The following is a 13405-nucleotide window of genomic DNA, read 5'->3' as shown; positions in this document are numbered from 1 at the left end:
TGTTCGCTTGCCCGTTCGGTCACGTAAAGTGCCCGCGTGCCTCTCGTCCTGATCGCTCTCGATGACACCCTGCTCGACCGCAGCGGTGCCTTCAGGCTGTGGGCAAAGGGTTTCCTAGACGAGATCGGGGCACCACAGGACGATCTCGACTGGTTACTCTCCGTGGATGCCGACGGTCTGACCCCGCGCTGGGACCTGGCCGATCTGATCCGCGAGCGGTACGGCCTCGGAATTCCCTCGATCGACGTCGTCGACGAGCTGCACGAGGGCCCGCTCGCCTACGAGAAGCTCGATCCGCTGGTCGGCTGTGCCCTGAAGATCGCCACCGACGCGGGCTTCGTGCCCGTCGTGGTCACCAACGGCCAGGGCGAGATTCAAGAAGCCCGGATCCGCCGTACGGGTCTGGACCGTTACGTCGCCGATTGGGTGATCTCCGAGCAGGCCGGCGTGAGCAAGCCGAACCCGCGGATCTTCGCGCTCGCCGCGCAGCGGGTTCGGATGCGTCTCGGCGGAGCCTGGGTGCTGGGCGACAGTCCCGAGGCCGACATCGGCGGCGCGGCCGCGATGGCCCTGCCCAGCGTGTGGCTGCATCGCGGTCGTAAATGGATGGACGACCGGTTCGCGCCCACGCGCGTGGTCGGCAACGTGATCCAGGGGCTCTCCGAGATCATGGCGACCGCGCGATAAATAGGTTGCACGGCCTCAGCGGGCACGGCAAAGTGACCCGCGTACCGACGAGAGAGAAGGGGGTGGACTCCATGGCTGTCTTTGTGATGACTGCTGCCCGGATTCCAGTTCTTCTTCCTTCCTTCTCCGAGGAGACCCTCCAGTGCGAGAGCACGACTCTTTCGGCCCGGCGACCATGCGCCGCGGCCGTCGCAAGTTCGACGACGACGACTCCAACTTCCTGAAGCGGGGGCGGCTCGAGCCGCAGCTGCAGGAGGATCCCGATCTTCCCGAGGTCGGCGATCGCTGGTCCACCTGGGATGGCGCGCTTCACGGCCCGGAGCCGAGACCCGATTGGGTACGCACTGAGCACGGCGCCGTCGACACCGAGCTGGGCATGCTGAAGACCGGTAAGGAAGCCGACGTCTTCCTGGTCCGGCGGGAAGTTCCCGGCACCGACAAGATCAGCATGCTGGCCGCCAAGCGGTACCGCGACGGCGACCACCGGCTCTTTCACCGTGACGCCGGATATCTCGAGGGCCGCCGGGTGCGCCGGTCCCGCGAGATGCGGGCCATGAACAACCGCACCGCCTTCGGCAAGGAGATGATCTCCGGGCAGTGGGCGATCGCCGAGTTCGGCGCCCTGTCCCACCTGTGGCAGGTCGGGCAGGAGAGCGGCCTGGTCCGGGTGCCCTATCCGGTGCAGATCATCGGCACCGAGCTGATGCTCGAGTTCATCGGCGACTGGGAGACCGGCGAGGCGGCGCCCCGGCTGGCGCAGGTGCGCGCCGACCCCGACCAGCTGGCCGACCTGTGGCAGCAGATGACCGACGCGCTGTCGGTGCTGGCCCGGGCGCAGGTCGCGCACGGTGACCTGTCGCCGTACAACACGCTGGTGCACGACGGCCGGCTCGTGCTGATCGACCTGCCGCAGATCGTCGACGTGGTCGCGAACCCGCAGGGCGCCGATTTCATCGCCCGCGACGTGCGCAACGTCGCGGCCTGGTTCACCCAGCGCGGTCTGCGGGTGGAGGCCGACGAGCTGCTCGAACGGCTCCTCTACGAGGCTGGGCTGAGATGAGACGGCCCGGTCCGCGGCCGCCGAAACCTCGGCGCCCGCGGCCGGAGCCGCGTCACTGCAGGTAACCCTCGACCTCGCCGACGCTGTGGGCCTGCTCGGAGTTCGGGTCGTTGCCGAACTCCCGGGCGGCCCGCCGCCGGCGCAGCAGGTCCCAGCACTGGTCGAGCGCCTCTTCGAGCTCCTTGAGCCGGGAGTGCTCCTCGCTGGAGGAGATCTCGCCCTTGCTCAGCTGCTGCCGCAGCTTGTGCTCTTCATCAACCAGGCCGTTGATCTTGCCCAGAACGGTGTTGTCATCCATGCGAAGAGCCTAAGGGCAGTCCCGCCCCGCCCCCATCCGGTCACGCTGTGACGAGCGCCGCCAGGTCAGGCGAGGCCGGCGTCGTGGGCCAGCAGGGCGATCTGGGTGCGGTTGTCGAGGGCGAGCTTGGTCAGGATGTGGGAGACGTGGGATTTCACCGTGGCCAGGGTCATGTCGAGGGCGGCGGCGATCTCGGCGTTGTTGCGGCCCTGGCCGATGCTCACGACCACGTCGTGCTCGCGCGGGCTCAGCGAGGCGAGCACGGCCCGGGCGCTCGCGTAGGCGCCGGCCTGAACGGCGACGCGGTCCATCAGGCGCCGGGTGATGCGCGGCGACAGGATCGGCTCGCCGGCCGCGACCTGGCGGATGGCGTCGGCTATGCGGGCCGGCGGTGTGTCCTTGAGCAGGAAGCCGCTGGCGCCGGCCCGCAGGGCGTGCAGGATGTTCTCATCGGTGTCGAACGTGGTCAGCACGATGACCTCGGGCGGCCGCGGGCGGGCCCGCAGCCGGCGCGTGGCCGTGATGCCGTCGACCCGGGGCATCCGCAGGTCCATCAGCACGACGTCGGGCGCGTGGGCGTCGGCCGCCGCCGACGCCTGGTCGCCGTCACCGGCCTCGCCGACCACCGCGATGCCGGGCGCCCCGTCGAGCATCATGGTCAGCCCGGCCCGGACGAGCGCGTCGTCGTCGATCACGAGTACGCGCACCGGCCGGGTCATGCCGGCCATGGTAACGACGCGTGCAGCCGGAACTCGCCCCCGCCGGCCTGATGGTCGAGCCGCCCGCCGGCCAGCTGGACCCGCTCGGTGAGCCCGACCAGCCCGGCCCCGCCCGACCACCCCGGCGGCGCGCCCTCCGGCGGCAGCGCGTTGAGCACCTCGACCTCCAGACCCGCTCCGGGCCCGCCGCGCAGCGCGACCCGCACCGGCTGGCCGGCGGCGTGCTTGCGGGCGTTGGTCAGGCCCTCCTGGATCACCCGATAAGCCGTGCGGGCGACCGTCGGCGGCGCCTCGGCCGGCTCCTCCACCGCGTCGCGCAGCAGCACCTCGGTGCCGGCGCCGCGCGACTCCTCGACCAGGCGCGGAACGTCGGCCAGCACCGGCTGGGGACGGGCCGGCTCGCCGTCCGGCGGATCGTCGTCGCGCAGCAGCGAGATCACCTCGCGCAGTTCTTCGAGGGCCTGATGGACACCGGCCCGGACCACGCCGGCCGCCTGGGACAACCGCTCGGGCGAGGAGTCAGGCCGGTATTCCATGGCGCCCGCGAACGTGGCCAGCAGCGACAGACGGTGCGCGAGGACGTCGTGCATCTCCCGGGCGATCTTGCGGCGTTCCAGCATGCGGGCCTCGGCCACGCGGCGGCCCTGCTCCGCCTCGGCCCGCTCGGCCCGCTCGTGCAGCGAACGGATCAGCGCCGCGCGGGCCTGGGCCCACGCCCCCCAGCCGAGCAGCGCCCCGTAGCCGATGGTGATCAGCACGAGCCACCACCCGTACGACATGGCGCTGTTCGCCCGCCAGGCGCCCTGAACCGCGTGCGCGGCCACGCCCGCGCCGGCCGTCGCGATCGCCACCGGGAACGGCCGTCGCCACGCCACCTGGAGCGCGCCGATCGTGGCCGGTGGTGTGGCGGCCGGCGACACGGCGGCCAGAACGGTGAGCACGGCCGTGCCGGTGACCGGCCGCCACACCAGCAGCGGGGTCACCGCCCAGCTGAGCACGCCCGCCACGACGTCGAGCGCGAACAGCGGGCCGAGCGCCCGGCCGCCCCACCGGGCGAACAGCGTCGAGACGATCAGCACCCCGGACACCGTCACGATCGTGACGACGGCGGAGGCGCCGGGACGGCGGGGAGAGGCGGTCACCGGGCGACGCTAACCGGTGGGCGTACGACCGCGACACCTACTTAAGTAGGTGCGGGCACCCTTCCTTGGAAGGGTTCGGCGATGTCCGAAGTCCGATGTGCGCGAAGGTCCCGGGGGTCCAAGCTCATCGCCATGACGAACGAGATGCGGGACATCGCAAGCACCACCGCCACCTGGCCGGGCCGCGCGATCACCGTCGCGGCGGGCGCGGCCGGCTCCCTGCTCCTATGGGCCGTCAACGTTCCGTGGGGCGGCCTCGACCTCGCCGTCCGGCGGGGCGGCACGGTCCAGCCGATCGGCGCGGCCGCCGTCGTGGCCACCGCCCTGCTCGCCGGCCTGGCCGCCTGGGGTCTGCTCGCCCTGCTCGAGCGCAAGGCCCGCCACCCCGTCCGGACCTATCGGATCATCGCGATCGCCGTCCTGCTGATCTCGCTGGCCGGCCCGCTGGGCAGCGGCGAGGGCCTGAACAGCAAGCTGGTGCTGCTGGGCATGCACCTCACCGTCGGCATCGCGCTGATCGCCGGCCTGCCGGGGCGCCGGTCATGCCGCTGACAACGGGCCGGTCAGACTCCCAGGGCGCGGGCGGCCGTCGAGGAGACCCTGGCCAGGGCCGGGCGGGCCGCCATGAGCAGCGTGGTGACGCCGAGAGACTCGTTCATCGCGGCCAGCTCCTGCTCGTGGCGGATGTCGGTCGCGTTGCGCACGCCCCGGATGATGACGTCGATGTCGTGCTCGCGGCAGTACGTCGCGGTCAGGCCGGCCCAGGGCACGACGACGACGTTCTCCCAGCTCGAGGGCAGGGCCGCCCGCACCGCGGCGGCCCGTTCGGCCTCGGCCCGGGTCGGTTGCTTGGCGCCGTTGACGGCCACCAGCAGCGTGAGGTGGCCGGCCACGTGGCGGGCCCGGTCGGCGATGTCGAGATGTCCCGGCGTGAGCGGGTCGAACGTGCCGGGATAGACCGCTCGCACCATCGGCTCAGATTAGCGCTTGCGGCTGGGCGGCATCAGCGTCCAGCGGCGCCGGCGACACGGGGGCGCCGATGGCCGCGGGCAGGGAGAACGTGATGATCGTGCCGCCGCCACGGTTGTCCTCGGCGGTGATGACGCCGCCGTGCCGTTCGACGATGCGGTGGCAGATCGCCAGGCCGAGGCCGGTTCCGGGGATGCCGGTGGCGAGGTGGGCCCGGTGAAAGCCGTTGAAGATCGCCTCGTGCTGGCCGGCCGGCACGCCGAGGCCGCGGTCGGCCACCTGGACGACCACCTTCCGGCCGTCCTCGGTCGCGTGCGCGGTGACGTCGACGCGGGGCGTCCGGCCCGCCGCCGTGTACTTGACGGCGTTGCCGACCAGGTTGTTCAGCAGCTGCCGGATCAGGGCGGGGTCGGCCGCGACCGGTGGCAGGTCGCCGACGTAGATGGTCGGCATCGGGCGGCGGGCCGCGCTCGCGGCGTCGAGGTGGGCGATCGCCACCTCGTCGGCCAGGGCGTGCAGGTCCAGGTCGACCGGCTGGACGCCGCCCTCGCGGGCCGCGGCGTAGGTGAGCAGGTCGTCGATGAGGGTGCCCATCCGGGCCACGCCCGACGTGATCTTGCGGAGGTCGGGGCGGATCTCGTCGGCGTCGACCGCCGAGCGGCCCTCGAGCTCCTCGTCGAGACATTCGGCGTGGGCCCGCACGGTGGCCAGCGGCGCCTTGAGATCGTGGGCGACGACGCCGGCGAACGCGGTGAGGTCGGCCGTCTGCTGGCGCAGCACGATCTGGGTGGCCCGCAGGTCGGCGGTCGCGGCCACGACCCGGGCCTCGGCGCGGGCCCGCCCGCTGGCCAGCGTATGCACGAGCAGGGCGAGCGCGACGGTGAACAGGAGCCCGGCGATGGTCACGGCCGGTGGCAGGTTCTTGGTGCCCGGCAGCGTCGAGGCGGGCGAGGCGACGGTGATCGTCCAATGCCGCTGGGCCACCGGGATGGTGACGGTGCGGTGCAGGTCGCGCAGGCCGGGCGCGACGGCGCGCAGGGTCGCCACGACCGCGGGCAGGCCGTCGGGGTTGCCGGCCTGGAGGGTGACGTCGATGCCGCTCTGCGCGACCAGGCGCAGGCTGTCGCCGAGGAAGGTCTCGCTGCGCAGGCCCATCAGCAGCCAGCCGCGGAACGGCTTGATCCCGCCGGCCCCGGGCGGTCCCCACAGGCCGGTGGTCAGGACGAACGAGCTCTGCCTCTGCTCCTCCGGCAACGAGCGGTCGCGGCTGAGGACGTACGGCTCGGAGATCGTGACCTGGCCGGTGCGACGCGCCTCGGCGAAGGTCGCCGCGGGGATGGCGCTGGCCGAAAGGTCGCTGGTGGTCGTCGACGGGGTGCTGCCGTCGAGACGTACGGAAAAGATGGGAAAGATGTGTTCTTGGAAGTTCACGTCGGGGTTCAGGACAAGATCCGGTACGCCCCGAGTACGCCATTTCGCCTGGGCGGTGGCCACGCCGACCCGTTCGGTCGCGATCAGATAGGTCAGCGAGGTGGCGCCGGCCAGCCGGAGTTGGGCGAGCGGGGCCGCGGTTTGCGCGAACTTCGAAGCGTTGAGGGTCTCGAAGGCGCCTATCGCGCCGGCCGTCGTGCGCAGCGTGTCGATGTAGCGGGCGGCCTGGTTGGTGACGGCCTGGGCGACGAGCCCGGCGCGGCGGTCCATCACGGCGTCGAAGCCCTGCCGCTGCTGGCGTTGCAGTATCACGCCGGCACCGACGCTGGCCAGGACGCCGAGCAGAACCACGACGGCGGTCCAGGCCCATGTCTGCCGCCTGGAAAGAGCCTTCACCCTCACCCGATCGGCACGACTTCGGCGGGCCTGAGCGACCCGCCGAAGTCGTGCCGGGTGGGACTACGAGTTGAGCATCTTGCGGAGGACGTACTGCAGGATGCCGCCGTGCCGGTAGTAGTCGGCCTCGCCGGGCGTGTCGATGCGGACGTCGGCGTCGAACTCGATGCCGGTGTCCGTGCGGACCTTGACCGTGCGCGGGGTGTCGCCGTCGTTGAGCGCGGTCACGCCGGTGATCGTGAAGGTCTCGGTGCCGGTGAGGCCCAGCGACTCCGCGTTCGTCTTCGGCGGGAACTGCAGCGGCAGCACGCCCATGCCGATCAGGTTCGAGCGGTGGATGCGCTCGTAGCTCTCGGCGATGACGGCGCGGACGCCCAGCAGCATCGTGCCCTTGGCCGCCCAGTCGCGCGACGAGCCCGAGCCGTACTCCTTGCCGGCCAGGATGACCAGCGGAACGCCCGCCTCCTGATACGCCACCGACGCGTCGTAGATCGTGGTCTGGTCGCCGGTCAGGTGGTTGACCGTGAAGCCACCCTCGACGCCCGGCACCAGCTGGTTGCGCAGCCGGATGTTGGCGAACGTGCCCCGGATCATGACCTCGTGGTTACCGCGGCGCGAGCCGTAGCTGTTGAACTCGTGACGCGGGACGCCGTGCTCGGCCAGATATTTGCCCGCGGGGGAGTCCGCCTTGATCGAGCTGGCCGGCGAGATGTGGTCGGTCGTGACCGAGTCACCCAGCTTGGCCAGCACGCGAGCGCCCGAGATGTCGCCCACCGCGGTCGGCTCGGCCGCCATGCCCTCGAAATAAGGAGGCTTGCGGACGTACGTCGACTCGTCGCTCCACTCGAAGGTCTTGCCCTCGGGGGTCGGCAGCGACTGCCACTTCTCGTCGCCGGCGAAGACGTCGGAGTAGGCCGTGCTGAATCCCTCGGCCCCGATCGCCGACGCGATGACGTCGTCGATCTCCTTGGCGCTGGGCCAGATGTCGTTGAGGAAGACCGGCTTGCCGTCCGAGCCCGTGCCGAGCGGCTCGGTCGTGATGTCCAGGTCCATCGTGCCGGCCAGCGCGTACGCCACCACGAGCGGCGGGGACGCCAGGTAGTTCATCTTGACGTCCGGGTTGATCCGGCCCTCGAAGTTGCGGTTGCCGGAGAGCACGCTGACCGCGGTCAGGTCGGCCTCGTTGACGGCGGCCGAGATCTCCTCGGGCAGCGGTCCCGAGTTGCCGATGCAGGTGGTGCAGCCGTAACCGACGAGGTTGAAGCCGATCTTGTCGAGGTACGGCGTCAGGCCGGCCCGGTCGTAGTAGTCGGAGACGACCTTGGAGCCCGGCGCGAGGGTGGTCTTGACCCACGGCTTGCGGGTCAGGCCGCGCTCGACGGCCTTCTTGGCGAGCAGCGCCGCGCCGATCATGACCTGCGGGTTCGACGTGTTGGTGCAGGAGGTGATCGCGGCGATCACCACGGCGCCGTGGTCGAGCTCGTACTCCACGCCGTCCTCGCCCTTGACCAGGGTCGGCTTGGACGGGCGCCCGTCGGCGCCGTTGGCCGCGCTGACCAGGACGTGGTGCGGCTTGTCGGCGGCCGAGTCCTCGTGGTTGGCCGGCGGGTCGCTGGCCGGGAAGGACTCCTCGCTCGCCTCGTCGGCCGGGCCGGAGTCGGTGACGTAGTTGGTGAGGGCCTCGCGGAACATCGGCTTGGCCGCGTTCAGCGGCACCCGGTCCTGCGGGCGCTTCGGGCCGGCCAGCGACGGCACGATCGTCGACAGGTCGAGCTCGAGCTTCTCCGAGTAGTCCGGCTCGGCGCTGGGGTCGAGCCAGAGACCCTGACGCTTCGCGTACGCCTCGACGAGTGCCACCTGCTGCTCGGAACGGCCGGTGAGCTTGAGGTACTTGATCGTCTCGTCGTCGATCGGGAAGATCGCGACGGTCGAGCCGTACTCGGGCGACATGTTGCCGATGGTGGCCCGGTTGGCCAGCGGCACGGCGCTCACGCCGGGGCCGTAGAACTCGACGAACTTGCTGACCACGCCGTGCTCACGGAGCATCTCGGTGATCGTCAGCACCAGGTCGGTGGCGGTCGTGCCGGCCGGCATCTCGCCGCTCAGCTTGAAGCCGACGACGCGCGGGATCAGCATGCTGACCGGCTGGCCGAGCATCGCGGCCTCGGCCTCGATGCCGCCGACGCCCCAGCCCAGCACGCCCAGGCCGTTGACCATCGTGGTGTGCGAGTCGGTGCCGACGACCGTGTCGGGGTACGCCTGGCCGTTGCGCTCCATGATCGTACGAGCCAGGTATTCGATGTTGACCTGGTGAACGATGCCCGTGCCGGGCGGTACGACCTTGAACTCGTTGAACGCGGTCTGTCCCCAGCGCAGGAACTGGTAGCGCTCGCGGTTGCGCTGATATTCCAGCTCGACGTTGCGGGCGAAGGCGTCCTCGCGGCCGAACAGGTCGGCGATGACCGAGTGGTCGATGACCAGCTCGGCCGGGGCGAGCGGGTTGACCTTGGTCGGGTCGCCGCCCAGCTCCTTCACGGCCTCGCGCATCGTGGCCAGGTCGACCACGCAGGGCACGCCGGTGAAGTCCTGCATGAGGACCCGCGCCGGGGTGAACTGGATCTCGACACTGGGGTCGGCGGTCTGGTCCCAGCCGCCGAGGGCGCGGATGTGGTCGGCGGTGATGTTCGCGCCGTCCTCGGTCCGCAGCAGGTTCTCCAGCAGGATCTTCAAGGAGTAGGGCAGGCGGTCGTGCCCCTCGACCTTGTCGATCGTGAAAATCTCGTAGCTCGCGTCACCGACGCGCAGCTCGCTCTTCGCACCAAAGGTGTCGAGGCTGGCCACGTCATCTCCTTCACACCCAGCGATCGTCGGACAAGTCTTTCGCACCGAATGAGCGGCCTTCGGGTTAGGCATACCTAACTCTCGGTTCACGTTTCCCGTAAACCGTACGTCCGTCTTGTAAGGCCGCGCAAGGCGGGGTCGGGCATCCCTCTCACGTTTACTCCCGTTGGAGCGCGGGCACACCTCGAACCGTGCAGGCACCCACCGATTCCGATGAGCTGACCGAGTTCTTCGACCGCTACGGGACCGCGCTGACCAGTGGCGACGTCTCGGCCATCGCGAACTGCTACGCGTTGCCCGGAATGGTGGTCGCCGACTCGTACAGCTTCACGTTCGCCTCGCCGGCCGCCGTCGCCCTGTCGTTCTTGGGCGCCGCCCCCGCGTATCAGGAACAGCGGATCGTCGCCGCGCACGCTCAGTTGACCGAGGTGCAGTCGCTGTCGGCCCGGCTGACCATGGTCGCGGTCGAGTGGGAGTACCTCGACAGCTCGGGCAACGCGGTGCCCGGTGAGCGCTACCGCTACCTGCTTCGGGTCGACGAACACGGCCCTCGGATCACCACGGTCGTCGCTACGCACTGAAACCGTCATACGCCGGTGCGAGGATGTCCCGGTGACCACGATCGAGATCGACTCCGTCGCGCCCGCTTCCCTGGTCCGCTCCTCGCCGCGGTGGCTGCTCGTGCATTACGTGCGGCCCGACGGGGACTATGCGGCATGGTCGCTGCACGCCTGGGGTGACATCGAGCCAGGGCAGGTCAACGGCTATCCGGGCGGCCGCCCTTTCGCGGGCGAGGACTCCTACGGCCGTTTCGCCTGGGTGGCGCTGGCGCCCGGCGCGCGGGACGTCGGGTTCATCGTCGTTGATCGCGCCGGGGTCAAGGACGTCGCGGACGACCGGCACGTCGACCCGTCGACGGTCTCCGAGATCTGGCTGAGGCCGGGTGATCCGACGATCTACACGTCGCCCCGTTCGTCGGACATATCCGATCCATCCGACGACGTGGTCATCCACTACCGGCGGCCCGACGGTGACTACGCCGGCTGGGGCCTGCACGCCTGGGAAGGCACAAAATCCAAGCCCGTCTGGCGTACGCCGATCATGCCCTCGGCATGGGACGCGTTCGGCGCCGTCTTCCGGGTGCCGGTCCGTCCCGACGCGATCGGGCTGCGCTTCGTGCTGCATCGCGGCGAGGAGAAGGACCTGCCCGACGACCAGCGGATCGACCTTTCCGTGGCTCGGGAGCTGTGGTTGGTCGCGGGCAGGGTGGCGCCCGTCAAACCCGATGTGGCGACGCTGGGGCCGGAGCTCGATCCGGCCCGGTCCCTGGCCGTCTTCGTCGACCGGACGACGATCGCGCTGCCCGGCGATCTGGCCGATCGGGCCGCGGTGTTCGCGCTGGTGGGCGACGACGCCGAGGTGCCGCTGACGCCGCGGCCGGGCGGGCTGTTCCAGGCGCAGAGCCGCAAGTTCCCCCACCTGCGGGCCTACCGCGCCTTCTCGGTGCGCGAGCTGGGCGACGCGGTGCTCGGGTCGCTGCTGCGCGGGCAGCTGCTCGTCGTCGGGCAGGACCCGCGGGGGCAGGTCACGGCGCTGACCGGCGTGCAGATGGCCGGGGTGCTCGACGACCTCTACGCCGACGCGGCCGACGCCGAGCTGGGGCTGGTGCTGGACGCCGAGCGTTCCTCGGTGGCGGTGTGGGCGCCGACGGCACAGAGCGTCGCGCTCGAGATCTTCCGTACGCCGGCCGACGATCCCAAGGTCCTGCCGATGGACCGCGACGACGTGACCGGCGTGTGGTCGGCCGGGATCAAGCGCAAATGGCTGGGGCGCTACTACCGTTTTCGCGTCGAGGTGTGGCATCCGGCCGCGCAGCGGGTGGTGACGACCAGCGTCACCGACCCGTACTCGCTGGGTCTCGCGGCCGACTCCACGCACAGCCTGCTGGTCGATCTCGACGATCCCGCGCTGGCCCCGCCGGGCTGGGACGCCCTGAGCAAACCGGAGCCGGTGGCGCCGGCCCGCATGCAGATCAGCGAGGTGTCGATCCGGGAGTTCTCGATCTTCGACCAGTCGCTGCCGGACGCGCTGCGGGGAACCTATGGCGCCTTCGCCCACCTCGAGTCCGACTCGATGAGACATCTGCGTTCGCTGGCCGAGGCCGGGCTGACTCACGTACACCTGCTCCCGGCCTTTGACTTCGCGACAGTGCCCGATCGGCGGGCCGATCAGGCGACGCCGGCCTGCGACCTGGCGACCTTCCCACCCGATTCGCCGACGCAGCAGGCGGCGGTGATGGAGGTCGCCGACGGCGACGGGTTCAATTGGGGGTACGACCCGTGGCACTACACGGCGCCCGAGGGCAGCTTCGCGGTCGATCCGTCCGGGCCGTCGCGCATCCTCGAGTTCCGCACGATGGTGGCGGCGCTGAACGCGGTCGGGCTGCGTGTGGTCATGGACGTGGTCTACAACCACACGATGCACGACGGGCTCGGCCGCTTCAGCGTGCTCGACAAGATCGTGCCGGGGTACTACCACCGCCGGCTGGCCGACGGCACGACCGCCGAGTCGACCTGCTGCCCGAACACGGCCACCGAGCACACGATGATGGGCCGCCTGGTCGTCGACTCGATCGAGACGTGGGCGCGGCAGTACCAGGTCGACGGGTTCCGCTTCGACCTGATGGGACATCACCCCCGCGCCAACATCCTCGAGGTGCGGGTGACGCTCGACCATCTGCCCCACGGCAAGGACATCTACCTGTACGGCGAGGGGTGGAATTTCGGCGAGGTGGCGTACGACGCGCGCTTCGCACAGGCCACCCAGGTCAACATGGCCGGCACGGGCATCGGCACCTTCAACGACCGGCTGCGGGACGCGGTGCGCGGCGGCGGCTCGTTCGGCGACCCCTCGGTGCCGGGCTTCGCGACCGGGCTGGGCTCCCGGACGCCGTTGTACGTCCACGACGAGATCAAGGTGGGGTTGTCCGGCGCGCTGTCGACGTACCGCTTCGTCACGCACACCGGCGCTGAGCTGAGCGGCGCCCAGATCGACTACAACGGCTCACCGAGCGGGTACGCGCTGTCGCCGGGCGAGACGGTCAACTACGTCGACGCCCACGACAACGAGATCCTGTACGACGCGATGGCCTTCAAGCTGCCCCGGCCGGTATCGGCCACCGATCGCGCGCGCATGCAGATCCTGGCGTTGTCGCTGGTGGTGCTCGGCCAGGGCGTCGGCTTCGTGGCGATGGGCAGCGAGCGGCTGCGCTCGAAATCGCTCGACCGCAACTCGTTCAACTCGGGCGACTGGTTCAACCAGATCCGCTGGGACCCGGCCCTGGGCAACGGCTTCGGGCTGGGCCTGCCGCCCGCGCCGGACAACGAGGACCACTGGGACCGGGCCCGGCCGCTGCTGGCCGACCCGGCGCTGGTGCCGCCGCCGGACGCGATCGAGATGACCGCCGAACGCTACCGCGAGCTGTTGCGGATCAGGCGCTCGTCGCCGGTCTTCGGGCTGCCGACGGCCGAGGAGGTGCAGCGGCGCCTGACGTTCCCGCTGGGCGGCCCGGCCGAGACCCCGGGCGTGATCGTCATGTGCCTGGACGGCACCGGCCTCGATCCGCGGTGGAGCACGATCGTGGTGGTCTTCAACGCGACCGAGGAGACGGTCCAGCAGGAGGTGCCCGCGCTGGCCGGCCTCGACCTGCGCCTTCACCCCGAGATCTCCGGCTCGGCCGATCCGCTGTTGCGCACGGCCACGGCGGCCGGCGACCTGCTCACCGTGCCCGGGCGCTCGGTGGCGGTCTTCGTGGCCGACGCGCCGTGAGTCTCGCTGCCCCTGGGTGGAGAATGGGACGGTA

Annotated in this window: 11 protein-coding genes; 5 read left to right on the top strand and 6 right to left on the bottom strand. The window is 70.7% G+C overall.

Annotated elements, in window-relative coordinates; translation table 11 throughout:
- Window positions 1-36: 36 nt before the first annotated feature.
- Together ACFY36_RS38450 and ACFY36_RS38445 are read left to right on the top strand one after the other, a co-directional pair.
- A complete protein-coding gene (locus ACFY36_RS38450; RefSeq protein ID WP_498658260.1) occupies window positions 37-687 on the top strand; it encodes an HAD family hydrolase in 651 nt (216 codons plus the stop codon).
- Between the two features lie 142 nt (window positions 688-829).
- Window positions 830-1747 (top strand): serine protein kinase RIO, encoded by a 918-nt coding sequence (locus ACFY36_RS38445; protein WP_499750824.1) that lies wholly within the window; start codon window positions 830-832, stop codon window positions 1745-1747.
- 52 nt (window positions 1748-1799) lie between these two features.
- Here the strand turns inward: ACFY36_RS38445 and ACFY36_RS38440 are convergent, their stop codons facing one another.
- The 3 genes from ACFY36_RS38440 to ACFY36_RS38430 all read right to left on the bottom strand — a co-directional run bounded on the left by ACFY36_RS38440 (window position 1800) and on the right by ACFY36_RS38430 (window position 3906).
- Entirely contained in the window at window positions 1800-2045 is a 246-nt protein-coding gene (locus ACFY36_RS38440) for a DUF2630 family protein (protein ID WP_499750823.1), read from the bottom strand.
- Window positions 2046-2110: 65 nt separating this feature from the next.
- Window positions 2111-2773 carry a response regulator gene (locus ACFY36_RS38435; RefSeq protein WP_499750822.1) on the bottom strand — a complete coding sequence of 221 codons (663 nt, stop codon included), beginning with the start codon at window positions 2771-2773 and terminating at the stop codon, window positions 2111-2113.
- A complete protein-coding gene (locus tag ACFY36_RS38430; RefSeq protein WP_499750821.1) occupies window positions 2761-3906 on the bottom strand; it encodes a sensor histidine kinase in 1146 nt (381 codons plus the stop codon). Before ACFY36_RS38430 ends, ACFY36_RS38435 begins: the two co-directional genes overlap by 13 nt.
- Window positions 3907-4038: 132 nt before the next feature.
- Here ACFY36_RS38430 and ACFY36_RS38425 point away from each other — a divergent pair, with 132 nt between their 5' ends.
- Entirely contained in the window at window positions 4039-4458 is a 420-nt protein-coding gene (locus tag ACFY36_RS38425; RefSeq protein ID WP_499750820.1) for a DUF6069 family protein, read from the top strand.
- 11 nt (window positions 4459-4469) lie between these two features.
- Here the strand turns inward: ACFY36_RS38425 and coaD are convergent, their stop codons facing one another.
- The 3 genes from coaD to acnA form a co-directional block, all read right to left on the bottom strand.
- Window positions 4470-4877, bottom strand: a complete 408-nt coding sequence (gene coaD, locus ACFY36_RS38420; protein WP_499750819.1) for a pantetheine-phosphate adenylyltransferase — start codon at window positions 4875-4877, stop codon at window positions 4470-4472.
- Between the two features lie 4 nt (window positions 4878-4881).
- A complete protein-coding gene (locus ACFY36_RS38415) occupies window positions 4882-6702 on the bottom strand; it encodes an ATP-binding protein (protein WP_499750818.1) in 1821 nt (606 codons plus the stop codon).
- Window positions 6703-6765: 63 nt separating this feature from the next.
- Entirely contained in the window at window positions 6766-9543 is a 2778-nt protein-coding gene (gene acnA, locus ACFY36_RS38410; RefSeq protein ID WP_499750817.1) for an aconitate hydratase AcnA, read from the bottom strand.
- Window positions 9544-9734: 191 nt separating this feature from the next.
- Here acnA and ACFY36_RS38405 point away from each other — a divergent pair, with 191 nt between their 5' ends.
- A complete protein-coding gene (locus tag ACFY36_RS38405) occupies window positions 9735-10124 on the top strand; it encodes a DUF6841 family protein (RefSeq protein WP_499750816.1) in 390 nt (129 codons plus the stop codon).
- A 31-nt stretch (window positions 10125-10155) separates the two neighbouring features.
- Complete coding sequence (gene pulA, locus ACFY36_RS38400; protein ID WP_499750815.1) at window positions 10156-13371, top strand: pullulanase-type alpha-1,6-glucosidase; 3216 nt, start codon at window positions 10156-10158, stop codon at window positions 13369-13371.
- Window positions 13372-13405 lie beyond the last annotated feature (34 nt).

Source organism: Actinoplanes sp. NPDC000266 (genome assembly GCF_042899005.1).
GTDB lineage: Bacteria > Actinomycetota > Actinomycetes > Mycobacteriales > Micromonosporaceae > Actinoplanes.
Note: the sequence above shows the minus strand (reverse complement) of the source record. Positions and strands in the feature narration are given on the sequence as shown.